The following is a 24,906-nucleotide window of genomic DNA, read 5'->3' on the forward strand; positions in this document are numbered from 1 at the left end:
TGTAAATTTCCTTTTTCTAAAAAAACTCTTTGCATAAACTTACACAAAGAGTTTTAAACGTTAATTTACTTTAATTCTGCGCTACTGTTATTTTTCCGGAAACTACTTGCTGCTTAGCCTTTTGTACTGCAATCCATGCCTTTGGTGCCAGATTACCTTTAGTAATTGAAACACCATTGCCTTTTAATGAATAAACCAAGTGCTTTCCTCCAGGGAACTTACCTTTGGCTGCATCATCAGCTAAAGATTTGGTTGCAACATTTAGTCCCTTCAATACAGAAGTTAAAGTAAAGTTAGCCTTTTTACCATCCTTTGTTTTGTAGTTTCCCAGATTTTCCTGATCAACATCAACACCAATTACCCAAACCTTTTTATTTTCCGGCTTAGTTTGATTAAGTGCTTTAGCTTCTTGGAAAACTCCACTACCGGCAGAACCGGCAGCTTGGAAGACTACGTCACAGTTGTCAGCGTACATAGATTGTGCAATTGACTTAGCTTTATCGTTTGAAGTAAAGTTGCCGATATATTGTGTACTGACACTGATTTTTTTATGCTGAGCTTTAGCAGCGTCTTTTACGCCTTGCTTGAAACCTGCTTCAAAAGTATCAATGATTGCAGATTTTGCTCCACCGATAAAACCAACTTTATTGGTTTTAGTTGAATAAGCTGCAGCTACACCACCCAAATATGATGATTCGTTACTCTTAAAAGTAACAGAAGCTACATTTTTCTGACCAGTTATCACATCGTCAACAATTACAAAATTTTTCTTAGGATTCTTCTTGGCAGCAGCCTTAACTGAATCTTTTAACATATAGCCAATACCGAATATTGTCTGATAGCCCGACTTGGCAGCCTGATTAAAATTAGGCGTATAGTCGGTAGCACTGCTAGATTGAAAATACTGGTAGCCTTTGCCTTGTTTAAAGTTATGTTCTTTACCATAATCTTTAAAACCGGCCCAAGCGGCCTGATTAAAGGACTGATCGTTAATACCGTTGCTATCCGTAATTAACGCAATACTGTCCTTCTTGTTTTGACTGCTTGTTCCCTGTTTTTTTCCCGAGCAAGCATTCAAAAACAAAGTAAATGACGCCATTAAAAATCCTAATGACAAAAATTTCGTAAATTTCTTACCCATTTATATTACCCTCCACAAAATACGAACTTTTCATAACTAATATTATAATAAAATACGTATTAATTCAAGATAATTATTTTTTTGGTAAGATTTAGATAAAGAAATCGGCTTATCAACGAACTATTTACTTGGGTGAATTGGCACTTTAATATTGCCCTTAATTATTTCTTTACGTGCCTGACGTGAATATTGCCAAGCTTTTGCACTGATTTGTCCGCGTTTAATCGAAACGCCATTAGTTTTCAAACCGTAAACTAATTGCTGACCACCAGGGAATTTCCCGTTATATGCACGATTAGAAATATCTCGGGTAGCAACATTGACACCAGTAATCACAGAAGTCAAAACGAAGTTATCTTTTTTACCATCTTTAGTTTTATAGTTACCTAAATGTGATTGATCAGAGTCAACACCAATAGCCCAGACTTTTTTAGCACCTGTTCTAGTTTGATTAATAGATTTAGCTTCTTGGAACAGACCATTGCCTGCTAAACCAGAAGCATGAAAGATAATATCAGCTTTTTTAGCGTACATTGACTGAGCAATGGCTTTTTCTTTGTCTGCACTCTTAAAATCACCCACATACTGATTTAGCAGTGTAATTTTTTTATGCAGCTTTTTGGCTTGATCATTAACACCTTTAGTAAAACCGGCATCAAACAAGTCAATAATATTGCCATGAGCACCACCAATGAACCCAATGACGTTGGTCTTTGTTTCTGTTGCTGCTACAACACCTGCTAAGTAAGAAGCTTGCTCACTCTTGAAATTGGCGGAGGCCACATTCTTTTGCCCCTTAATTACTTCGTCAACAATAACGTAGTTCTTTTTAGGATTCTTTTTAGCAGCTGCTTTGACAGCGTCTTTTAAGCTATAGCCAATACCAAAAATTGTCTGATAGCCAGCTTTGCTTGCTTGATCAAAATTGGGTTCAAAATCTGCAGCACTGCCAGATTGAAAATACTGGTAGCCATTACGTCCACGACTAAGACTGTGATCTTTGCCGTATTCTTTAAATCCTTGCCATGCAGACTGATTGAAAGAATTATCATTGACCCCAGCAGTATCAGTAATTAGCGCAATGGAGTGCTTGGCACTGCTGCTCGAATTACTACTACCTCCCTGCTTTTTACCTGAACATGCTGTAAGCGCTAATCCTGCAGCGACTGCCACCGCACTAATGGAAAAGATTTTTCTAAATTTTGACTTCATTTTATGACCTCCTAATTTTTACAGTAATTAACATACCACATCTGGTACCATTGTCAAAAAATCACTACAAGATAAAGTGTTGATCTGATAGCATTCCTATTTTTTCATGAAAGCGAAACTAGGCTTAACTCATAATGTTTTGTATACCACAAATAAAAAAGTTGAAATTTTCGTATAGAACCGTTAAGGCTAAAAGGTCCTCGGCTAGTTTTTGTGCTAAAAATTGAAAGCAACTATTATTCATAAAAAAACGTATAATAAAATAAATAGAAGAGCTAATTTGTTATGGAAGTAATAAAATGAAACTATATAAAGAATTTTTCGAATCAGAATTAGGAACATTAACGCTTTTAAGTAACGAAAATAATTTATTAGGATTATGGTTTAACGGTCAAAAATATTTTGGTGCCGACTATGATTTGAATGTTGCCGAAGTTTTTGCAACTAGACCTATTAAACAAACTCTAAAATGGCTAACGAACTATTTTGCTGGCCAAAATCCTGATCCACGTACCATCCCTGTGAAACCTGTCGTGTCGGCTTTTAGACAAAAAGTACTCAAAGAACTACAAAAAATACCTTATGGCAAACTAGTCACTTATAAAGAATTATCTAATCGCGTGCAAAAAGGTCAAAATAAGATAAATTTGGCACGCGCTGTTGGCAATGCAGTCAAACATAATCCTATTAGTTTAATTATTCCCTGCCACCGTGTAGTTGGTAGTGATGGGGCTTTAACCGGTTATGCAGGTGGCCTTGATCGTAAAAAAGCTCTACTAAAAATGGAAAATCCCCAAATCAAATTTTCCAGTCAACTAGACTTGCTATAATTTTAAGGTTTGCGTTCTTAAAAAGAGCAAAATAAAAGCCGCATAAGGCTATATGCAGCTTAAACATTCCATTCAGCCATAAATTCTTTAACATAATCACGCATAAATTCGGTTCTTTTTTGCGCTTCTTTTTTACCCTCGACAGTATTCATTAAATCAGCCAAATGAAACAGTTTTTCATAAAAATGGTTAATTGTTGTTTCTGTATGTTCACGATATTGATCATGACTTACCAGTTTTTGTGGTTTGATTCTGGGGTCGTATATCACATTGTCATGAGCTCCGCCATATGTAAACGCACGGGCGATGCCAATTGCACCCAAGCTTTCAATGCGATCAGCATCTTGCACATACTCTCCTGATACTGGCAACTGATAATGATGCTCTATATTAGCGGAAAAAGACATATGTTGCATAGTGAATAAAATATCTTTGACTTCTAGGGAAGTAAAACCCACTTTAGGAAGCAGTTCTTTAATGTGGGCAAGAACTTGATCAGGGTCAGCACAGATTTTTTCATCAATAGTATCGTGTAAATATCCCGCAGTTTGAATAATAGCAACCATGCGACTATCTTCATGTGCATCAGGATTATCCTGTAAATACATTTTGCTGGCCAGGTGAGCAACTCGTTGTCCATGATAAAAATCATGCCCGGTTTTTTCGTCTTGCAGCTGCTTTTTAACAAAATCGGTTACTTTAGTTAAATCCAAGTTAATTTCCTTTCTAATTTGTAAAATGTTTTTTATAAAATAAGCAGTTTCGATAAAGGCTTGGCTTTTATTTACGCAATTTAAGCCTTATAAGCACTAAAATGCTTAATTATTCTTAATTTTGATTAATACGACAACAATTATTACTAGCTTGATAACCCTTTATATTATAAAAACAGACTATTAACTTTAGTAATTTATACTACTAGTTTAATAGTCTAGCTCTTTTTATTAATTTGACCAAATTTATTTCATAACGAGCTAACAATAATGTTAAATTATTCCTCTTTTAACTCGTATTAAATATTTAGTTTTTTATGAGCGGGCTTAAATTTATGACTCTTAGTAATTGTACCAATGTGATCATAAGTCACTGTTGCCCGTTTAAATTGACTCAAATCTTTAGTTTTAATATAACTAACAATCAGTTCACCATTTGCGGCATAGTTATAAAGGGGATAATAGTTTTCATAAGTATTTGTGCCATCAACTCTGAATTTAATCGCTGTACGCCCAATCCAAAAGCCTTTGTGTTTTCCTTTGGCTTGACCATCTTGCTTCAAGGAAACAGTAAATGTGGCATCTTCCTTATTACTATAAATAATATTTTCTTTAGTTAATGTCTTACCATATTGATGATCAGTTTCACTATAGCCATTATACGCATTAGCTAAAGATCCATTGTAATCGTGAACCACAGCATGTCCTTTTTTAAAGCGGTATCCGTAAGGTATTTGGCAATATGCTGCTGGAATTATATATTTCGTTTTACCATCTTTTTCTTTAATATTGCTAATGAAATAACGAGTACCATTAATTGTTCCCGCACCGATAAAAATATCCCAATCATCAACTCCAGGATCGGATCTAGTTTCCAATAGTTTATGTGATGTTAAATGGCGATACGCTTGAACATTATCTCCAGGAACAAAACTGGCATACCATTTCCGTTTTTTTATGTAATGGGCACCAGGCTTTTTAGAAAGCTTCTGCAGCTTGTTATAATCCTTTGTCGTGGCAACTGGCAGAGATTTTGCCGAAATAGATTGAGTGCTTACGCCTAATGAAGCAGAACCGATAGTTAACATCGCACCTGCAATCAACATTTTCTTGAATAACTTAATCTTCCTCATAGCAAATAAACTTCCTCACTTTAAGATATATGTCAATAATTTTTTCTGTTATGAATTTCACGTCTTATACTATTAGTTATATAATTAGTCAGTAATTTAGGCAATATCAAATGAAAAAAATACAGCTTTTTTAACACAAAATTATGGACATAAAGTGGTTTATAAATGTTATCATAGCAACTTAAAAGCTGTTTCATACTTTTGCATTATACAAAAAGCCAAAGCGTATTTGAAATATCGTATAAAAATTAAAGCCACTTCCCAGATTTGAACTGAGGACCTCCTCCTTACCACGGCGGTGCTCTACCTCCTGAGCTAAAGTGGCAAATCAATAATCAATAAAAAAGTACTCACTCTCATGGAGCGAATACTTCAAATAATACTATATCTATTCGTTGTCTGCAATAAATCTTACAGCGGTCCCATAAGCAACTACAGACTGCATATCACCGCTAATTGAACTAGAATCAAAACGCATCATTACAATTGCATCTGCACCTTTATCCCCTGCAGCTTGACGCAATCTTGCCAAAGCTTGATTGCGAGAATCTTCCAGCATCTTGGTGTAACTGCGAATTTCACCACCAACTACGGATTTTAATCCTGCGCCAAAATTTTTAACAAAATTTTTGGACTGAGTCGTTAAACCAAACACTTCACCAATAATTTCATATTTTCTACCAGGTATATTTTCGGTAGTAGTTACTAACATTTCTCTGTCAGCCATTTTTACTCTCCTATCTGAGCATTCAGATAAATATTTCACTAACATAATAGTATGAAATTACAGAATTTTTTTGTCAAATAAGAGTTACTATTTTGGCAGCAATTTCAGGTGGCATTAAATTAATTTGAGTTAAATCAGCACTTGCCACCCATTCTGGCTGATAAACGTTAGACTTACTTGAGCGTTCCTTTTCTTCACCACTGATTGCTGGTGCAGCTATAAAGGGCATTTTAGCAAAGAAAAAATGTTCATTTTCTTGACTTTTGTATTCTAATAGATGGGTCAAGTCAGCTGGCTTTAGCTGAATATTTAACTCTTCCTCGATTTCTCTTAATGCAGTTTCAACTGGAGTTTCATTTCCTTCAGCTCCACCACCTGGAATTACCCAGTAGTCCCGACCATTTTTTAATCTATGAATTAATAACATCGCATCATTTTCAGAATTATAAAGTATTACACGTGCGCGCATATCAAACACTCCTTCAGAAAAAATAATGTTTTCTTATATACCCTTTTGTCAACTAAAAAATCTGTTGCACCGAGCGCAACAGACTATTTTAGATTAATCTTTAATTGTAACTAAAGTATATTTTCTTTTACCTTTTCTAATAATAACGTATTTACCGTCAAAGGCTTTAGCAGGATCGACCTCAAAGTCTACTGACTGCTCGCGCTCACCGTTCACATAAATTGCTCCGTTAACAACATCTTCTCGTGCCTGGCGCTTAGAGGGTTCAATTTTGGTATCAACCAAGAAGTCCACAATATTTTGGCTCTGAGACGATGCCTCAGCCGCTGGTGCACTCTTTAACCCTTGCTCAATTTGCTTGACCGACAAATTTTTAATATCTCCGGAAAACAAAACATCTGTAATCATTTCTGCTTCTTTTAAGCCTGCTTCTCCGTGAACAAATTTTGTTACTTCTCTAGCGAGCGTCTTTTGCGCTGTCCGCTTCCACGGTTCAACTTTTACTTGCTCCGCCAGATCATCAATTTCTTCATGACTAAGGAAAGTAAAGTACTTCAAGTACTTAACAACGTCACGATCATCCTGATTGATCCAGAATTGATAAAATTCGTAAGGGCTAGTTTTTTCAGGATCAAGCCAAACGGCTCCACCAGCAGATTTACCAAACTTGGTACCGTCAGCTTTCAACATTAATGGAATAGTCAAACCAAAGGCCTGTCTGTCTGATCCCATTAATTTATGGATCAAATCAATTCCTGCTGTGATATTGCCCCATTGATCGCTACCACCAATTTGCATTTGAACACCATAATTTTTATTTAACTGGTAGAAATCAATGGCCTGTAAAATCTGGTAAGAAAACTCGGTAAATGAAATACCATTTTCCAGGCGATTGGCAACTACGTCTTTATTGATCATATTATTAACTTGGAAGTGCTTGCCGTATTCACGCAAGAATTCAATTAAACTTAATTTATCAAGCCACTCTGCGTTGTTAACAATTTGAAAGTTATCAGTGCCAAACAATTTTTCCATTTGCTTAGTCAGAGCAAGTTCATTTTCGTGTAATTTTTCTGCACTAAGGAGCACTCTCTCTGACTTACGTCCAGAGGGGTCACCAATTGTTCCTGTGCCGCCACCTATAACGATCACAGGGTGATATCCAGCCAGCTGAAACCTTTTCAAAATCATGAAGGGAATAAGATGACCGATATGCAGTGAATCACCAGTGGGATCAGTGCCGCAATAAAGGGCTAAGTCATCGTGGTCTTGTAAATATTTGGTTAGTCCTACTTCATCAGTCTGCTGGTTAATCGCTCCACGCCATTTTAAGTCTGCTAAAATATCAAAGTTTGCCATCTTTTTTCCTCCAATAAAAAATCCCTAGATTCTTAAACGAATCTAGGGACGACTAAATACTTTTTTCAGCCGTGGTACCACCCACGTTCGCACTTCAATGACAAGTGCCTTAATTACGGTCTTTATGGGAACCACCCAACTCGTATTTCGCTACACTTGACCTGTCTAGCTCACACTAACCGCTAGTTCTCTGAACGCTGAATCAAGGTGCTACTTAAATTTGTTATAAATGATAATACTCATTTTTTCTTAATAAGTCAATACAATTTGTTACTTATAAAAGCCTTTAATCTTTAAACCATAAGCTTTACCAGCTGTCATGTCATATTGAATAGCCTCATAATCGGCTAAAACTTGCTGCTGCTTCTTAGTCAAGTATTTCGGTTCTATTACTTGTCCTTGCCTTCCAATTAATTCAAAGCCTTTATCACCTTTGAAGTTAATTGTTATTGCCGGTAACTTCTTATGAACTTCAGTTAACAGAGCCTGGTAAGGAGTAACTTTCGAATCTGTCTGTTCCAGCATCATTGCAATAAAGTCACTTGAACTGACGAAATTATTAGCCTTGCGTGGCAGTCTCTTTTTAGCGCCATGTTGCCGTGCATACTTATTCGAATAGATAAAGTAGCGCGTCGAGTGCATCTGTACTGGATATTTGGCAGTATAACTCTGAGAAAGAATGCTTGGGTAGTGATCACCATAAAAGACCAAAGTAATTGGCTTTTTAATCTTATCTATCTGTTCAATGAATTGTTTCACAGCTTTATCAGTATATTGCGTTCCCTTGACATAAGTGGCCATTTGATCGCGAACCGCTGGAGACTTAAATAATTCTCCCGAAATCTTGCCCATGTATTCATTATTTGGATACCAATTATTATATGGCATGTGATTTTGGATTGAAATCAGGTTAATAAATTGTCCACCGTTACGCGAGTTGATTTCTTTTAGACCATTAGCATAGGTAGTAAAGTCAGAGTTATAACCACTCTTGCCCAATTTCTTTTGATCAATAATCTTATATTTCGAACCCACAAAGATAAATTTGTCAAATTTGAATCTATGATAGTCTTCCTGTCTGGAGTAATACGTTCCAATAAACGGGTGGACCGCAGATTTATAATCAAAATTCATTCCTATTGTTGGATAGAAATCATAATTAGGTACCACTTGAACATAAGGAGTCAATGTAGACTTAAACATTCCCATGTTTAATCCGGTTAAAGTCTCCCATTCCATATTGGCAGTACCACCACCATAACCAGCACTTAGCATGTTGCCGTAAGTAGAACGCGACTTCATTGATTGAATAAATTTAACTGGGTTTGGAACATCACGGTCAAGCCTAAATGTAGGGAAAGTACTTGGATCAACAAAACTTTCACTCAAATTAAAGACAATAGTTTGATCTTTAAGAGTATTCTTCCGCTTCTTATTTATTTTAGCAGCAACTTTTTCATATTTATTGTTTAACTGCTTGATACTTGTTTCTGAATATCCCTCAGGCTGATCCATAATTTGCAGATCAATATAATTCAAGAAATTAAGTACAGGACCGTTAACTTGGATATCTCGTTCTGGATTACGGAACCTTTGTTTATTATCGAAACCGCGATTGATATGATAGATCACTCCACCATCATGATTAAAACGCAATGGTGTGACAAATAATAATAAGCTTAAAAGTGCCCAAATACCACGTCTCTTCCATGATCCCCGCTTTTTAACAGGGAATTTTAACTCTAAGAAAATATCAAGGGCAATAACTACAATCAGTGCAACTAAAATTACAATAACAGTAGTCTTACCGATCATTGGAATTAAGGTTTTCCAATTGACAATTTCACTGATTTCAGTTGGATAAATTGGTTCACCACGAAGTAAGAGCTTAATCTTATTGGCTACAGCCCAACCGATCGCGATTATACTGACTAAAATGTTCGAAGTCCAATAGCGTGTAGTTACAAAGTAAAAGACAGAAAATAACGCATCCAAAAAGATGGTAGTCAAAATCATGGCAAAGAATTTAGTGCCCAGAAGATAAACTATCGCATTAATTGTAGAAGCAGTACTAATTTGAATTCGTAAATTATCAGATTCAATTAGGAAAGAACCAAAACTTAGAATATAAAACCAGACCCAAGTAAGCAGATTAACCCTGTTAGTAATTACAAACTTAGTAAAGACTGCCCATACTTTTTCGCATACCTTAGCTAAATTAGGTTCGTTATCTAAATAATTAATTATTTTCGCAAACGGATTGATTTGGAATAAATAGCGATCGAGCAACTGATACCAAACAATCACAATTAGCAACATAACAACAAGCATTATCAACTTGTTAATCATTGAGGAGCCAGTAAAATGGAATGCTCTCATAAATCTTGGTGAAATGGGCGCATCCATAATCATAATTACTGGAATAAAGAAACGCATCTGTTCTTTATTAAAAGTCATAATAACTTTTTTGAATAATAAGAAAACAGCTACTACCAGTAAAAACATGAACGGAGATGAAGGATTGTTTAAGAACTCCCTGTTCCAGTCACCACCCCCGTTGCCGGAAATAATTTGTGACCAGTAAACAGCATCGAACCCCGAAACACCGATTATCACAATGAAGAAAGAAAGAAAACCGCTAATTAAAGATAGGGTTAGCAATTTTTTGCCAATGTGGACATTAGCTAAAAACATGCCCCAGGCAAAAAATAAAACCAAGTAAAGGCCATATAGCGAATATTGAAATGACAGATTGCCGGCACTTAAAGCAAAACCCAGTAGAGTTAATAAACTCAACACCAGGAGATTTTGCTTAACTGTCAATTTATGCAAAAAGTCATACAAATGTGGCTGAATCAACAAACAGAAAATCAAACCAGAAAACAAAACAGATGTACTGGTAATGATCGGAAACAGCATGCCCCATACACGCCACATGTTAAAGCGGGCAGGAACTATAAAGAAAAATAAAATGTAATAGACAATTAAAGTCACGCTGGCTAACAACCAGTATTTAAAACTTTCGCTAACACTTTGTTTTTTCTTACTATAAACAGCACCAAATATCATGGGAATAAGCATTAAAGTCGCATTATGCAACATATTTGGCATAAAACGGACAAATGAAAAATGAGCTCTAGCAGCAATTCCCTTCAAGTTGAACATTTGGACCAGCATGAACAGAGTTGCTACCAGTAGACAAATTATCTGGATGACTTTTAAAGATTTTTTATTTTTATTCATATTTCTAGTTATTTTCCTCACTAAAAATGATGCTATTAATTATCGCGCTTAATACCCAATTTTTTCTTAATTGAATATAAAACATCAACCTTTTTTCCTTTTCTGGCAAAAAAATCACGAAGATCATATCTAAATTTATAGACCATAACCAACGTCATAATCAATAAAACGATTCCAGCTTCCTGAGTTGTCAAAAATTGATATAAACTGAACAATATTATAAAAATTATTGGTGGAACCGTCAAATTTTGTAATATTATTAACAGGAAAAAAGCAACTAACAATGTCGCTGCAGCTACTGGTGTATCATATAACGCTGCTACTATCACAGCGACCGTTACACCTTTGCCACCTTGGAAATGTTCCCAAAAAGGAAAGCAATGACCCAGCATTAAGCCCAATCCTGCATATAGCAAAGCAATATTGTTTGGGAAAAGGCAATGTACGATTGAAAGACAAATAATAGTTTTCAGTATATCACCAATACAAGTTAATATACCCCATTTTTTTCCAAACACGGCTCCGACATTTGCAGTTCCCGGATTACCTGATCCCACCTTTGTAGGATCTTGATGCAAGGCAAAACGACAAATCAACACAGCAGTGAGCAGACAGCCAAACCCATATCCAATAATAATTGACCACAAACGCATGCTCAATAGTCACCTTCTTCCTGGTAACTTTGATCTTGATAATCCTCATATATATGGTATTCTTGACTATCAGGATTTTTAAATTTGAAGCCATCAGCTTTATTACGACTATTCTGATATGTTTCATTATTATTTATAGGCGTCTCAGACAACCCAAGTTCTGTTCGTAGATAATCGGAGACCCGTTGCAATTCTTTAGTAGATTGTACCTGATAAGAAGAGCCGTCTATTGTAGCATTGTGACCATGAAGATAATCATTTTTTACGTTTTTAGTAGAGTCACGATAATTAAAGGCGATCTGACGCAATGCATCAAAGGGCAAATTAGTTTTAAGATTTCCCGAAACTGACGATAATACTGAGTCAATGCGCGTTAAAGTATTAATTGAAACGGATTTTTTTATGATAGTAGTAATCACTTGGCGTTGACGCTTTTGACGACCATAATCGCCTTCTGGATCATCATAACGCATGCGTGAATAAGCCAGAGCCCCACCACCGCTCATATGAGTAAGCTGATTTTTCTTAAAAATATAACCACCATACTCAAAGCTCATAGTTGGCCTGATATTAATACCACCAACATAACGGATGAGACGCATAATACCGTTCATATTTACCAAAACATAATACTTAATTGGAACATTAACTAACTTGGACACGCTTGCCATCGACATGGCAGCCCCACCAATGGGATAAGCTGCATTTATTTTTTCAACTTGAAATTGGTCAGCGCCGACCATTTGAGCCATAGTGTCTCGTGGAACTGACATTAAGGTGTAGCGCTTCTTTTGGGGATTAACAACAGCAATAATAATGGTATCAGTATTGCCTATCTTGTCTTTACGGTCGAGTGCTCCAGTATCGCTGCCCATTAACAACACTGCAAATTTTTTCTTACCGTTAAATTCACCATTTTTAATCTGCACGCTGTTTTTAGCGTCGTATGCGTTATCTACCGTATCTTTTGTGCGAAAATAAATATATGCTGAATACACGCAGACCGCCAAAGCCAAAAGCACTATAAAACATGATAACCACGCTAAAATACGCCTTTTTTTATGGTAATCTTTTGCATGTAATTCAACCCGACTTTTATCTGGATGATTATCGTTGTGATCCATAACTTTTACTTACCCAAATTTTAATTACAATGAGTACATTATAGCAAAAAAAACAAGCCATTGCCGGTTTGTCTATTTTATCTTATTAAAATCATTAATTTATTTAATTCAAGGCTAGGGTTAGTCTGAGATCTTCGTCACTATCACTAGCCAGTGCAGCTGCATTATAAGCAGCACTAATCTGATCGCTCTCAGCCGTCAACGTAAAATTAGGCGAAGCTATAGTTAAATTAGTTTTATCTTTACTTAATACTACTTCGTTAGCATTAGAATTCACTTTCCAACCCGAAAAAACTGGTATCACGAATTTCACTGAAAACGGCATATCTTTATGAGAATTATTTTTCAGATAAAACTTAATATTAATTTCATTTCCCTCCAAAGCATAAGTTAGAATTGCTTCAAAATGAAACGGGAACTTTTTATAACTCGAATTGTCGTCAATTAAAGCTAAACTAACTCGTGAATCTCCCTTGTCTACAACTGTCCAGGGCAGGATATCTGCTAGATTGTCCTCTAGTTCAGCTCCTCTAAAAATAACTTCTAATGCTTTTTGCGCGTCAATATCTTTAAAATAATCAATTTGTCTATTCAGGGCAATCAAGTTAGCTAACCTGGCACCCTTTTCAGAAACAGTCACACGCAAAACAGAACTTTCAATTGTTTGCATAATTTACTCCCAAACTTTTTCTCTTTCAAAAATAGCACTCAAATAGTGTTATTGTCAATTTGATCAAAATACAAAATTATTTGCAATTTCAGTTAAATTATTGAAAAATTATACTTAAATATCCAAAAAATGATATAACAATACGCTTTTTGGATAGCATTTTAATTTAAAGCTTATTTTAAAGCATTTTTAGCAAAAGAAGCCAAATTTATTAGCAAAATTTACTTAGATATATTATAATTAACTTGTTCCCGAGAATTATAATAAAGTTTTTGGAACAAGTTAATAAAAAGGGCATCCCAAGAAATTGGGGTGCTTTTTTTATATATTATATTTCGTAATTAATACGATCACGTGAAGCTTCGGTTAGGTCAGCAGAAACTGGTGCAACAAATGAGCCATCATCTGGTAATTCAATATCACTAACCTTGCTGGCCTTGGGTAATACTGCTTTATTATAAAGACGACTGGCAAGAGTGTCAGCTGCCATTTTCATTGACTCTCGCAAGCCCTGCCCTTCAGTTATTCCACCTTTAACATCAGGGAAACTAATTACATATATATCATTTTCCAGTGGCTTAAAAACAGCTGGATACGTCACAACTTTATGGTTCATCCTAGACCTCCTCATTTTGCTCTTTACTTCTACCATAATATACCCAAATTGCCAAAAAGAAGAAAAAATTATTAAAAAATTATTTTTTAAAATAAAAAAGAGTTGAATTTTATAATTTTTGCTATAACTACAAAATCTAAAACAACTTTGAGAGTTACATCAGTTTTCAACGCTTTTTATTATTTTATTATTTATTATTTTTAAATAGTCTCCATCCACTCAGTATAACCGTAATCAAACAAATTACCATTGAAATAATAAAAACCACATGCATGCCATAAATAAAAATTTCAGGTTGTTTAGGTAAATAAGCTGTAACTCTTTCTCCTTTTGCTTTGCTCATTGCAGCAAATAATACTGTAGTAGCACTTGATATTCCTATGACCATTCCTAAATTACGGGAAAGTGAATTAATACTGCCTGCAATGCCTAAATCTTTTTGCTCGACTGAGCTCATAACTAAAGAATTATTTGGCGAACTGAATATGCCACTGCCTAACCCCATAATTGCGATACTAATTATGAATAACCACATAGATGAATCTAAGTTGCATAATGTATAACCAATCTGACTGATCAGCAATAACAATAGGCCAATAAAAGTAATCAATTTAGGACCGATTTTATCAGAAATAGAGCCAGCAACTGGGGCAGCAAATAGTTGAACTACAGGTAGTATCATTAAAATTAAGCCTGTTTTCCCTGGTGACAAGTGACGAGCATTTTCCAAATAAAAAGGGGTAACCACATTAAAGAAAAAGTTAGTAATAAAAATTAATAATGCACAAAGCAGACTAACTGAAAAATCTGGATTTTTAAATAATTTAAATTGCAATAATGGATTTACTACATGATTCTCAACGTAAACAAACCAGATAAAACTGACCAGACCCACTAGCAACATAAGTAAAACGGGTAAAGAACTAAAGCCAAGCTGCTGCCCTAAAAAGATACCGCCAAATAATGTAATCATACCTAAAGCAAAGCTGAAAGAGCCGGCTTTATCTAGAGCAGATTTAGTAAAAGTAATGTCCTTAGGCAAGAATATAGCCCCAATTATTGCAGCTATCAGGCCAACAGGAACATTTAGCCAAAAAATATAAGACCATGATAGGTGACTTAAAATTAAGCCGCCAAGTCCGGGGCCTGCAATAGAACCCAAAGCAACAAAAGAGCCAATTGTACCCAATGCCTTTCCTCTTTCAGTAGCAGGAAAAATTTCAGTAATAATCCCATTATTAGTAGCCATGGTCATAGCTGCACCAAAAGCCTGTACTGCTCTTGCCACTAATAAAAATATTAAATTAATTCTAATTCCAGATAAAAGCGACCCTGCAATAAAGAATATAGCTCCCAAGCGAAAAACCTTTATTTTGCCGTAAGTGTCACTTAATTTGCCAAAAAATAAAATAAAGCTGCAAACCACAATCAAATATAGTGAAACTACCCATTCAGATTGACTCATCGGAATGTGTAACTCCATACTGATCACTGGCAAAGCAATATTAACAATTGTACCGTCTAAAGTTGACATAAATGTAAATAGACCCACAGCAACTAATATCCACCAGCGATTTTTTTGTACCTTTTGATTAGATTGATAGCTTAATGTTTGTGCCATTTTAATATACTCTCCATTTCAAAATTAGTTAGGTACCTTAATAGATTGAATTATACACCTTTTTTTCTATCTGCCAAATATAAAGGCGACCACTTATTACGTAGTCGCCTTTCCTGCTTTGCAGGTGAATATTTAAGTAATCTAAATTGATAAAAGTAGTTTACGGACCTCTTGCGGGCTATGGGCACTAAGTAAATGCTTAACATTATCCGGATTTCTAACTATATCAACTAATTGTTCTAAGGCTCTTTCGTGTTCTCTTTTTTGTCCTGGTGACAAGATAAACATACAAACGATGGTGGCTTTTTGCTGGCGAATTTGGATACTCAGAGGCTTATCCAATAAAATTAACGATAGTCCTACTTTTTTATTACTATTGCTTGGAGCAGCATGAGCCAAGAAAATGTCGTTGGAAATAAGCATATATGGTCCATACTGCTTAATCAACTTGACAATCTTTCCAAAATAATCATTATCTACTATGTCATTTTTTTCCAGTAATCGACAGCCCATTTTCAAAACTTCCTGCCAATTTAAAGTATTATTATGAATAAATTTAATTCTATCAGCAGGTAATAAATTGCCTAAAGTTGGTAAGCCAAGTTGATGGTTTTCATCAATTGTCGGTGAAATGAACTTATCAAGACTTAACCGCAAACCATTAACGTCTTTCACATCTGCATATTCGCTAATAATTGATAAAAGATTGCTTACTGTACTTTTATTATGTTCAATTTTTTGCGGAACTTTTTGACGAAAAAAACTTTCGATAATACTTTCATCATGCTTAGTTAACACTGCTTTAACTTTGATAACAGGAATTGGATACTTCTTTTCTGACAATATAGCAGTACTAATAATTAATTTTGCTTGATATTCATGCTTAAAAATTAGTGGTAAATCTCGAATTTCAAGTGGCAGCGAAAATTTAATTAACGGATACATTTTATTGAGTTCATGATAAAGCATTGCAGATGTACCAATTCCACTTGTACAAACAACCAGAACTTCAGCCAATGAAGCCCTTTTTATTTTATCCTTGTTTGATATATCTTGATATCCCTTAGTATTAACCGATCCAAAATAAAGACATATTAGTGCTACTTCTTCACTAGGTAATTTTTTTTGTAAATATTGCTCTAAAGGCGCACAGGCAATTGCAGTAAACTTAACCAACTCTGGATATTGACGTTTAATTTCATTAACTTCATTAGAAGAAAATGGTATGTCAAATTTAACTCTAAAAAATGTAGCATACAAATGATTACATAAAACTCTAGTAAATAATTTATAAGAAATTTTTTGTTCTGTTAATTGCTCATAGCGAAAAATTATTTCTTGAGCTATTTGATCTAAGTCCTGATATAAAGAATCATTTACACAATTGACCTCAGTTGCTTGCGAGCACAAAACTATTTTACTTAAAAAAACTACTTCACCTTCAGTGATTTTTTTACTTGTAAGAAGATAGAGCAGATATTTACAGTTAGCTAAAACATTAGTTGTATTGTTAGCTATCCAATTGTAATCAGCTGTAGTTTTAACATAACGGTCATTTTTAATCCTTGAATAAATAAATACCAAAAGATAAGCCAGTTGTTGAACAGAATTTTCAGAAAAATTCATCTGAAGATTTTGCTGAAGATCCTCAACTAGCTCTCTAGATTTAGATACCGGAAACTTCAAGTGTTCTATATACTTATAAACCAATTTATTATGCTGCATCAATAATTCATAAATAGTGATGCGAATAGCTGACTCACTGCAATTTGTTTTATGTCCCAGGTGTGAGCTAACTATTTCTAGTCTTGGAAAACATTTGTTAACTGCTTTAAAGTCTTTAATAATTGTATTACGAGAGCAATTGAATTTTTGTGCTAAATTATTAATTGAAAGATATTTATTCTGATCTATCAGCAATAAAACAATCATAGTCCGACGATCTAAAGCATCCAAAGGTACTTCCAATTCATAAGTTGACGTTAAATTACCTAGACTAGAACCAGCTATTATACTTTTTTTGGTCTTATCGGTTATCTTATATCCGTAACGTGGCACATTAATTACTTCATCAAGATGATTCTGTTTTAGCGTATTATTGATGGTTTTTAACCAATTAAAAGCTGTTCGCCTGGAGATTTTAAACGTTTCCAGAATCTCTTTTAAACTCACAAAATCTGGCGCTTGAAGTAAGTACTTAAAAAGCCTGCTAGCCGGTGTCATGGCATAATTACTTGTTGCCATGTTAATCACCCTTTAAATTTAGTAACATAGCAATTCACCACAGAAAAGTTAAAGACCTAATTTATCAACTACTTCATCAATAACATTATCAATTCCTATATTAGTTAGAAGTGGTAAGCCATTAATAACTGGGATTTTAACAGCATCATTATCATATTGAGTAGTAGTAACAACTAAATCATATTCAGGGGCTAAAGACTCAATCTGGGCAACTGATGATTGTCCTAACGAATATTCATCAGTTGAAATGCCGCGATTACTTAATTCCTCTTGTAATTTATTCATTGCTGTTGTACTAGTAACAACGCCTGCACCACATGCAACTAAAATTTTCTTCATAATTTTTCTCCTTATTTATACAATTATTTTTCTTTGGTACTTGCTGCCATCTGATTTTCTTCAGCGATAATCTTTTTCCTGTTCCACCAGCAAAGTCCTACGATCAGAATAATGCCAATTGCATAAGCTGCAATCTTATAAGGAGCAATTTGGACTATCAACCATGGATATGGGTTGGAACCATAGTCAATACTTGAAATCAAAGACGAACCTTTCGGAATAGCAAAGTGAGCAGCACGAGCACACTTGGTAATAAGTGGTGCCAAATTGGTACCAATCCACAAACCAATGACAACATTAATGGCACCAATAATAAATGATCTGAAAAAGTCACCGTGAGTAACTGAAACAATTAATGGAAACATAAAAACGAATCCTACTAAACCAATAGTTGGCAGGAATTGATTCCCAGGCAAAATAAACGCAAACAATAGAGCAACTGGAATCATTAGCGTAGCACAGGCCAAAACTACAGGACTACCGATACCGACAGCTGTATCCATTCCAATATAAATTTTTCTTTTACCTGAAAATTTCTTTTGGGTAAATGCTTGGATAGCGTTTGAAACAGGTACAACTCCTTGCAACAATAAAGCCGCCATTTTCGGTGTAATAATCATTACGGCAGAAAGTGTAACGCCCATCAACATGATTTTACCCAGCTTAGTGGCAATAGTCATCCCCGGAATGAAGCCATATGCCAAAATTCCAATAATGATACCAATTGCAAAACCTAAAAGCGTTGGTTCACCCCAGGAACCGAATTTCTTATTAAAGTCCTTAGCATCCATATGTATTTTATTGACACCAGGAATTTTATCAATAATCCAGTTGAAAACAATTGCCACAGGGACAAATGAACCAGCGTAACCGTGAGGAATAGAAATTCCTGGTAATCCTAGATACTTTTCAGAAAGTGGTGCGGTTCTGTCAGCAGTAACCATAATTACGATCATATTCACACTTGCTAAAAACAAGCTGAGTACAATGTCTTTGGTTAAAGCATATACTAAGGAACCACTAAACGCGAAATGCCAAAAGTCCCAAATATCAACATCAATAGTTGACGTAGTTTTGGTAACCAGCATCAAAACATTAATTGCTATTCCCAATGGAATCATACTAACTCCGACTGCAGTGCCATAAGCAATCGCTGAAGCTGAAGGCCAGCCAACATCAATTACCTGCAAATTTAAGTGCATTACCTGAATCATGTTTTTAATTGCAGGATTCATAACATCAGTCAAGATTGAAACTGTCGCATTCAAACCGATAAAGCCAATTCCAACCATTAGGCCACCACGTAATGCTTTGGTAAATGGTACTCGTACACACAAACCAAAGATTAACATAATAATTGGTATTAAGACTGTTGGTCCTAAGCCAACTATATACATAATGAAATCAATAACTGGTTTCATAAATAACTCCCCCTCTTTATTGTTAAATATGCTTAGAAATAATTTGATAAAGTTCCTGACTATCATTAAGCTTTTGTAAGTCACTTAAAAGCTTTTGATTTTGAAATAATGTCATTAATTTTTGCAACATCTTAACCTGACTATGCGGGTCTTTTAAAGCCAACATCACAACAATCTGAACATCCAAAATTTTCTTAGTTTCAGCCATATTGTGAAATGGTACTGGATGATCCAAAGTAGCAAAAGCTATTGCTGCTTCATTAACGTATTGCACATCTGTATGTGGAATTGCCACAGCAATTTTGCCACTGGGCAAACCTGTCGGGTGAATTCTTTCCCTTTGCATGACTGCATTTTCAAAAGTATTTTTAACCTTACCGTTAACTTGCAGCTTATTTGCCAGAAAATGAAGTACTTCATCAGCTGTATTTACTTTGACATGTGCAAAAACTAATTCTGGAAGCAAAAGTTCCATTTATTCACCTCCTTTATTGGGTAATTTTTAATTATGAGAAAAAGATTTCGCACTCGTCTGACCGTAGTAAGCATTAGTTCCATGTTTCCTGTAATAATGTTTATCAAGTAGGTATTGTGGCAATTCGCAATTTTTTCTTGTTAGTTGCAAAGTGTGATAATCTTCTTCTGCAACAACTTCTAAAACTTTGGCATTATATACTGCCTTGTCTGGCGTTGTTCCCCAGCAGAACGGCCCATGCTGACTGACCAAAGCTGCAGGAGTTGCTTCATAATCTAAATGGCGTTCTTCAAACGTGCGCACGATTGTCTTACCTGTGTTTCCCTCGTAGTCTGCTGTAATTTCTTCTTTGTTCAGTGCATCAGCTGCTGGAATATCAGTGTAAAAAGTGTCGGCATGGGTAGTATTGAGTGCCGGAATATCCATTTTAGCTGCCGCAAAAGCTACTGCCCACGGCGAATGAGTATGAACAATGCCGCCAATTTTGGAAAAGTGGTTGTATAAATATGTATGAGTTGGAGTGTCACTTGATGGATTCAGCTTGCCTTCAACTACCTTGCCGGCTAAATTGACTACTACCATATCCTTAGGTACTAATTTGTCATATTCAACTCCTGATGGCTTAATAACAAATAATCCTTGCTTACGGTCAATACCAGAAACATTGCCCCAAGTAAAAGTAACCAAACCTAATTGGGGTAACTGCATGTTGGCTTCATATACTTCTTTTTTTAATTTGTCTAGCATTATTTAGCCTCTTTCTAGGTGTAATCGTTCTCAACCAATATTCAAGCACGACAAAAGAATAAGCAAAAGTCAAGGTTATCCATTATTTCTGGTGCAATTAGTTAACTAGAGATTTGGGCAGTAAAAAAGCACATCGATTAGGATGTGCCTATTTACTTTTGTATTTTCTATAATAAAGATTTACAAAATCTCGCCTTAATTGCGTCTTGCTCAGATTTAAAATAAACTGCATTTGCAACATTTTGTCGATAACTCGTCTGCAAAGAAAGATGAAAAACTTTAGAGTTTTGATTACTAATAATTTTTTATAACCGAAAATTGCAATTTTAAGTTGAACACCCTACTTGATCTGATAGATGCAATCTAATCTTCTTTCATATAATTTATCGGGTGTGTGGTAGGCTAAGACCTTGCGGGGCAGGTTATTGCACCATTCCTCAATGCCATAGATTTGCATTAAGTCATAATCCTTGATGGACTGACCTTTAGGAATAAAGCGCCGGATTAGCCGGTTGTGCCGCTCAATCCCGCCCTTCTCGCAAGAAGTATAAGGGTGCGCGTAGTAGACCAGCGTTTGCGCAGCTTCTTCTAACTGGTCTAAATCCGCAAACTCAGAACCATTATCGGTGGTAATGGTCTTAAAGACTTCGTGCCAGTGCTCCTGGTATTGGCTGCGCAAGGTTTTAAAGGCCGCCATGACGCTGGCAGCCGTCTTATCCTTAATCGGGATAATCATGAATTTGCGGGTCATGCGTTCATACAGGGTTAAAAGGGCCTGGTCATCTTTGGTTTTATGTCCTAAAACTAAGTCGCACTCCCAGTGGCCAAACTCGCGGCGCTGGTTAATAGCAGCAGGCCGTTCACTAATACTGCGGCCCAATCTGCGTTTATGCTGGCGTACCCGTTTGGCTTTCGTCTTGCGGCTTAAGCATTCGGGCAGATCCGTCGTTTTAACCCGTAATAAACTACGTTCTACATAATGATAAAGCGTCTTGGTGCAGACTGTTTCATTCCGGGTAAAGGCGCCGCCGGCTAAGGCGCGGCCGGCGCAGGCATCAAGCGACCAGCCCTGCTTGAAGAAGTGCGTTTCAACGTACTTAATGAAGCGAGTTTTGGCTAGAAAAGCTTGCTTACGGCCGCAGTTTAAGCGCCTTATCTGGTAGCGTCTTTGCGCTGCCTGGGCATCGTAGCGGTGGCGATTGCCGTGATAGAGTGCAATCTGGCCGCGTTCAAGCTCGTACTTGACCGTGGTGGGCGAACAGTTGAGGGCACGGGCAATTTGACGCAGGGACTGGCCTTGGCTGCGTAAAACTTGGATAATTACGCGGTCTTGCAAAGCAAGATGTTGGCCCTTTTGGTGAGTAGATATGGTATAATTAAGGGAGTTCATTGGTAACTTCTTTCTAGAATTGATTGGGTTAATTACATTCTATCAGAGAAGTCCAATGGACTTTTTTTATTTTTTAATCAGGGCAAGTGTTCAACTTCATTTTACAATTTATCAATTTTTTATAACCAATATGCGCACAGAAGCCCAGCTTTCGTAAACGATACCTTGAGCATCTTTGTTTCTTTTTGAGGCGCTTAACTGCTGCAACTTCACTTCTTCTTTTTGGTAAACTAAGCGATTTGTATTAAAATTAAACTATTATAAGCGCGAAAGAAGAATGAAACATGTGGATTGATAATTTTTTATTTTTAAGAATTAATACTAATAACTTTTATGTACAGAAAGAGAATTAAATGATTGATAATACTCCACGAAAAACAAAAGCATTTATTGCTGGCGCCAATTTAAATGATTCCAATTTTGACTACTACATGAGTGAACTGGCCAACCTGACAGAAGCCGCAAACATGGAGGTTGTAGGACAAGCTCGACAAAATGAGGAGCATATAATTGCCGGCACTTATTTTGGTTTGGGAAAAATTAATGAAATTAAGGATATGGCACACGGCTTAAAGGCAAAAGTTCTGATACTTAACGATGAGTTAACGCCGGTTCAAATCCGAAATTTAGAGAAATTAACTAAATTACGGGTAATTGACCGCACCGAATTAATTTTAGAAATTTTTTCAAAAAGAGCACGCACTAAACAAGCAAAATTGCAGGTGCAACTGGCACGCCTGCAATATGAATTACCACGATTGCACCCGTCAGAAAACACCTTGGACCAACAACGTGGTAATGGCGGCTCAACTGGCGGTGGCTTCGCCAACCGTGGTGCTGGTGAATCCAAGCTGGAATTGAACCGGCGCACCATTGGTAAACAAATTTCTATTATCAAAAGAGAATTACAAGCAATTGATAAGCAGGAACAAATCAAAGCCAAAAGGCGTAATCAAAACCATGTTCCCAAAGTAGCGCTTGTTGGTTATACCAATGCTGGCAAATCAACCACGATGAATGGATTGTTAAAAGAATTTTCCAAACATAGTAATAAACAAGTTTTTGTGAAAAATATGTTATTTGCTACTTTAGACACAAATGTGCGCAGAATTGACTTAGAGAATAATTTTAGTTTTATTCTTTCCGACACAGTTGGGTTTATTTCCAAATTACCCCATAATTTGATTGAGTCTTTTAAAGCAACTTTACAAGAAGTAAAAGATGCTGACTTATTGATAAATGTTGTTGATGCCACTGATCCCAACATTATTCAGATGATTCGCACCACACAAAATGTGCTCAATGAAATTGGTGTTAAAAATACTCCGATGATCACTGCCTACAATAAGGCCGACAAGTCGGAACGTAATTATCCTCAAATTGAAGGCAACGGCATTTTATATTCGGCAATTGATACCAAATCGATTGAAACCCTTGCTGACTTAATAACGAAGCGTATTTTTTCCAACTATAAAAAAATTAATTTGTTGTTGCCTTTGTCTGCAGGGAAAATTTTATCTTATTTACACGAAAACGCCCAGGTATTAAAAGAAAGTTATCAAAATGATGGCGTTCATATTGCCGTGCGACTATCACCCAGAGAACAAGCACAATTTGCCGGTTATATAGTCTAGAAGAAAAACAGCATTAAAAATAACATAAATAAAAAGATTCTCACTTTACCATGAGAATCTTTTATTTTAATATAAATTTAGTTTATTAAGGTAAAATATTATTAAATTAAGCATATAATTTACAGTTGACTACTGAAGGACACGTTTTGCTACACATGGATAAAAATATGAACTGATTGTTTGTAATACTACGCCTTGCTCTGGAGTTGCAGCACTGATATACTGATTATTTCCAACATAAATCCCCACATGATAAGGCGCATCTGTCGAACCCCAATATAATAGATCTCCAGGCTGCAACTGGCTCATTGCCACTGTTTGCCCAATTTTTACTTGGTCAGTTGTTATTCGTGGTAATTTCACACCACCAGCCTGATTATATACATATTGAACTAAACCAGAGCAATCAAAGTTTTCTGGACCGTTGCCACCCCAAGCATAGCCCTTACCTAATTGACTTTCAGCTAAATTGACTACAGCCTGAGCGCGCTTTGAAACATTGTCAGAAACAATAGTATTAGCTATATTAATTGGATTTACATTAGTTTTACTGTTCTTCTTTTTAATAACATTATTTAAACGAGGAACCACTACTTTTTGTTTTTGAACCTTTTGTTTTTTTGGTATTTTTAATGCTTTCTTAAGTTTTACTTTTTTACTTTTCTTTTTTGTAGCAACAAATTTTACTTGTTCACGAGCAGTTTTAGCATCAGATTTTTCTTCCAAATCTTCAGTATAGCGAGCCTCAATCCACTCACTATCACCAATCATATACCATAGCTTGCCTTTGCGATCCACCGCAGTTTTAACCACGTTCCACTTACTTTTATTTTTGGCACGAAAACTTATTAGTTGTCCACCTTCATAATTCGTCCAAATTTTTACTTCTTTGTTAGGCAAGCAACTAATTTGCACTCGTTTGACAGGCTCTTTTAATGTAGCAGCATCCACAGCCTTTTGTGGAGCAGCAACGCCAATTCCGGTTAGCGTCAATGCTGCAGCAAGCCCCATTTCCCAAAAATTACGCTTCATCAAATCAGCTCTCCTTCAATAGCTTAATGTGATCATCAATCAGTATTCAATTTTATTTTAAACGCTTTAAATATTTAATCAAGTTACACTAATCAAACAATACTAAAAAAACA

23 protein-coding genes and 1 tRNA gene are annotated in these 24,906 nt (G+C 35.8%); 2 read left to right on the plus strand and 22 right to left on the minus strand.

The genetic code is table 11. The annotated features are described in order from the left end of the window. Positions 1–70: 70 nt before the first annotated feature. Complete coding sequence (locus ACZ2M0_RS00655; RefSeq protein WP_490058153.1) at positions 71–1,141, minus strand: BMP family lipoprotein; 1,071 nt, start codon at positions 1,139–1,141, stop codon at positions 71–73. Positions 1,142–1,261: 120 nt separating this feature from the next. Beyond that, positions 1,262–2,353, minus strand: a complete 1,092-nt coding sequence (locus ACZ2M0_RS00660) for a BMP family lipoprotein (RefSeq protein ID WP_490058154.1) — start codon at positions 2,351–2,353, stop codon at positions 1,262–1,264. A 299-nt stretch (positions 2,354–2,652) separates the two neighbouring features. Here ACZ2M0_RS00660 and ACZ2M0_RS00665 point away from each other — a divergent pair, with 299 nt between their 5' ends. Then, positions 2,653–3,183, plus strand: coding sequence for a methylated-DNA--[protein]-cysteine S-methyltransferase (locus ACZ2M0_RS00665; RefSeq protein WP_490058155.1), 531 nt, complete (start codon positions 2,653–2,655; stop codon positions 3,181–3,183). A gap of 59 nt (positions 3,184–3,242) precedes the next feature. Here the strand turns inward: ACZ2M0_RS00665 and ACZ2M0_RS00670 are convergent, their stop codons facing one another. From ACZ2M0_RS00670 to ACZ2M0_RS00760, 19 genes are all read right to left on the minus strand, one after another. Beyond that, a complete protein-coding gene (locus tag ACZ2M0_RS00670) occupies positions 3,243–3,896 on the minus strand; it encodes an HD domain-containing protein (RefSeq protein WP_223902140.1) in 654 nt (217 codons plus the stop codon). Between the two features lie 299 nt (positions 3,897–4,195). Next, a complete protein-coding gene (locus tag ACZ2M0_RS00675) occupies positions 4,196–5,029 on the minus strand; it encodes a hypothetical protein (protein WP_223902141.1) in 834 nt (277 codons plus the stop codon). Between the two features lie 252 nt (positions 5,030–5,281). Beyond that, positions 5,282–5,354, minus strand: a tRNA-Thr gene (locus ACZ2M0_RS00680). 63 nt (positions 5,355–5,417) lie between these two features. Then, positions 5,418–5,741 carry a heavy metal-binding domain-containing protein gene (locus tag ACZ2M0_RS00685; protein WP_373868643.1) on the minus strand — a complete coding sequence of 108 codons (324 nt, stop codon included), beginning with the start codon at positions 5,739–5,741 and terminating at the stop codon, positions 5,418–5,420. An 88-nt stretch (positions 5,742–5,829) separates the two neighbouring features. Next, positions 5,830–6,225, minus strand: coding sequence for an NUDIX hydrolase (locus ACZ2M0_RS00690; protein ID WP_223902143.1), 396 nt, complete (start codon positions 6,223–6,225; stop codon positions 5,830–5,832). A 93-nt stretch (positions 6,226–6,318) separates the two neighbouring features. Continuing rightward, on the minus strand, positions 6,319–7,584 hold the full coding sequence (tyrS, locus tag ACZ2M0_RS00695) for a tyrosine--tRNA ligase (RefSeq protein WP_490058156.1): 1,266 nt from the start codon (positions 7,582–7,584) through the stop codon (positions 6,319–6,321). 270 nt (positions 7,585–7,854) lie between these two features. Further along, positions 7,855–10,827: an LTA synthase family protein gene (locus ACZ2M0_RS00700; RefSeq protein WP_490058157.1), complete on the minus strand. Its 2,973-nt coding sequence runs from the start codon at positions 10,825–10,827 to the stop codon at positions 7,855–7,857. 35 nt (positions 10,828–10,862) lie between these two features. After that, positions 10,863–11,480: a glycerol-3-phosphate acyltransferase gene (locus ACZ2M0_RS00705; protein ID WP_223902146.1), complete on the minus strand. Its 618-nt coding sequence runs from the start codon at positions 11,478–11,480 to the stop codon at positions 10,863–10,865. A gap of 2 nt (positions 11,481–11,482) precedes the next feature. After that, positions 11,483–12,604, minus strand: a complete 1,122-nt coding sequence (locus tag ACZ2M0_RS00710) for an LCP family glycopolymer transferase (RefSeq protein WP_490058158.1) — start codon at positions 12,602–12,604, stop codon at positions 11,483–11,485. Positions 12,605–12,707: 103 nt separating this feature from the next. Next, positions 12,708–13,274, minus strand: coding sequence for an aldose epimerase family protein (locus ACZ2M0_RS00715; protein ID WP_223902148.1), 567 nt, complete (start codon positions 13,272–13,274; stop codon positions 12,708–12,710). A gap of 328 nt (positions 13,275–13,602) precedes the next feature. Continuing rightward, on the minus strand, positions 13,603–13,890 hold the full coding sequence (locus ACZ2M0_RS00720; RefSeq protein WP_223902149.1) for a type II toxin-antitoxin system HicB family antitoxin: 288 nt from the start codon (positions 13,888–13,890) through the stop codon (positions 13,603–13,605). 187 nt (positions 13,891–14,077) lie between these two features. After that, positions 14,078–15,511 carry an MFS transporter gene (locus tag ACZ2M0_RS00725; RefSeq protein WP_490058159.1) on the minus strand — a complete coding sequence of 478 codons (1,434 nt, stop codon included), beginning with the start codon at positions 15,509–15,511 and terminating at the stop codon, positions 14,078–14,080. Positions 15,512–15,652: 141 nt separating this feature from the next. Next, positions 15,653–17,755, minus strand: coding sequence for a BglG family transcription antiterminator (locus ACZ2M0_RS00730; RefSeq protein ID WP_490058160.1), 2,103 nt, complete (start codon positions 17,753–17,755; stop codon positions 15,653–15,655). A gap of 48 nt (positions 17,756–17,803) precedes the next feature. Continuing rightward, positions 17,804–18,094 (minus strand): PTS sugar transporter subunit IIB, encoded by a 291-nt coding sequence (locus ACZ2M0_RS00735; RefSeq protein ID WP_490058161.1) that lies wholly within the window; start codon positions 18,092–18,094, stop codon positions 17,804–17,806. A gap of 23 nt (positions 18,095–18,117) precedes the next feature. Next, the gene (locus ACZ2M0_RS00740) at positions 18,118–19,515 is read right to left on the minus strand and encodes a PTS galactitol transporter subunit IIC (RefSeq protein WP_490058162.1); all 1,398 of its coding nucleotides are present in this window, start codon (positions 19,513–19,515) and stop codon (positions 18,118–18,120) included. Between the two features lie 22 nt (positions 19,516–19,537). After that, positions 19,538–19,990 carry a PTS sugar transporter subunit IIA gene (locus ACZ2M0_RS00745; RefSeq protein WP_223902154.1) on the minus strand — a complete coding sequence of 151 codons (453 nt, stop codon included), beginning with the start codon at positions 19,988–19,990 and terminating at the stop codon, positions 19,538–19,540. A 27-nt stretch (positions 19,991–20,017) separates the two neighbouring features. Beyond that, positions 20,018–20,737, minus strand: coding sequence for an L-ribulose-5-phosphate 4-epimerase (locus ACZ2M0_RS00750; protein ID WP_490058163.1), 720 nt, complete (start codon positions 20,735–20,737; stop codon positions 20,018–20,020). Positions 20,738–20,904: 167 nt separating this feature from the next. Further along, positions 20,905–21,039, minus strand: coding sequence for a sunset domain-containing protein (locus tag ACZ2M0_RS00755; RefSeq protein ID WP_444979780.1), 135 nt, complete (start codon positions 21,037–21,039; stop codon positions 20,905–20,907). A 38-nt stretch (positions 21,040–21,077) separates the two neighbouring features. Beyond that, complete coding sequence (locus tag ACZ2M0_RS00760; protein WP_490058164.1) at positions 21,078–22,127, minus strand: IS30 family transposase; 1,050 nt, start codon at positions 22,125–22,127, stop codon at positions 21,078–21,080. Positions 22,128–22,480: 353 nt separating this feature from the next. Between ACZ2M0_RS00760 and hflX the strand changes: the two genes are divergently transcribed. Next, positions 22,481–23,761 (plus strand): GTPase HflX, encoded by a 1,281-nt coding sequence (gene hflX / locus ACZ2M0_RS00765; protein WP_490058165.1) that lies wholly within the window; start codon positions 22,481–22,483, stop codon positions 23,759–23,761. Between the two features lie 129 nt (positions 23,762–23,890). Here hflX and ACZ2M0_RS00770 read toward each other — a convergent pair whose 3' ends face one another. Beyond that, positions 23,891–24,793 carry a C40 family peptidase gene (locus ACZ2M0_RS00770; protein ID WP_490058166.1) on the minus strand — a complete coding sequence of 301 codons (903 nt, stop codon included), beginning with the start codon at positions 24,791–24,793 and terminating at the stop codon, positions 23,891–23,893. Positions 24,794–24,906 lie beyond the last annotated feature (113 nt).

This window comes from Lactobacillus sp. VURO6/B1 (VP7) (assembly GCF_058139575.1).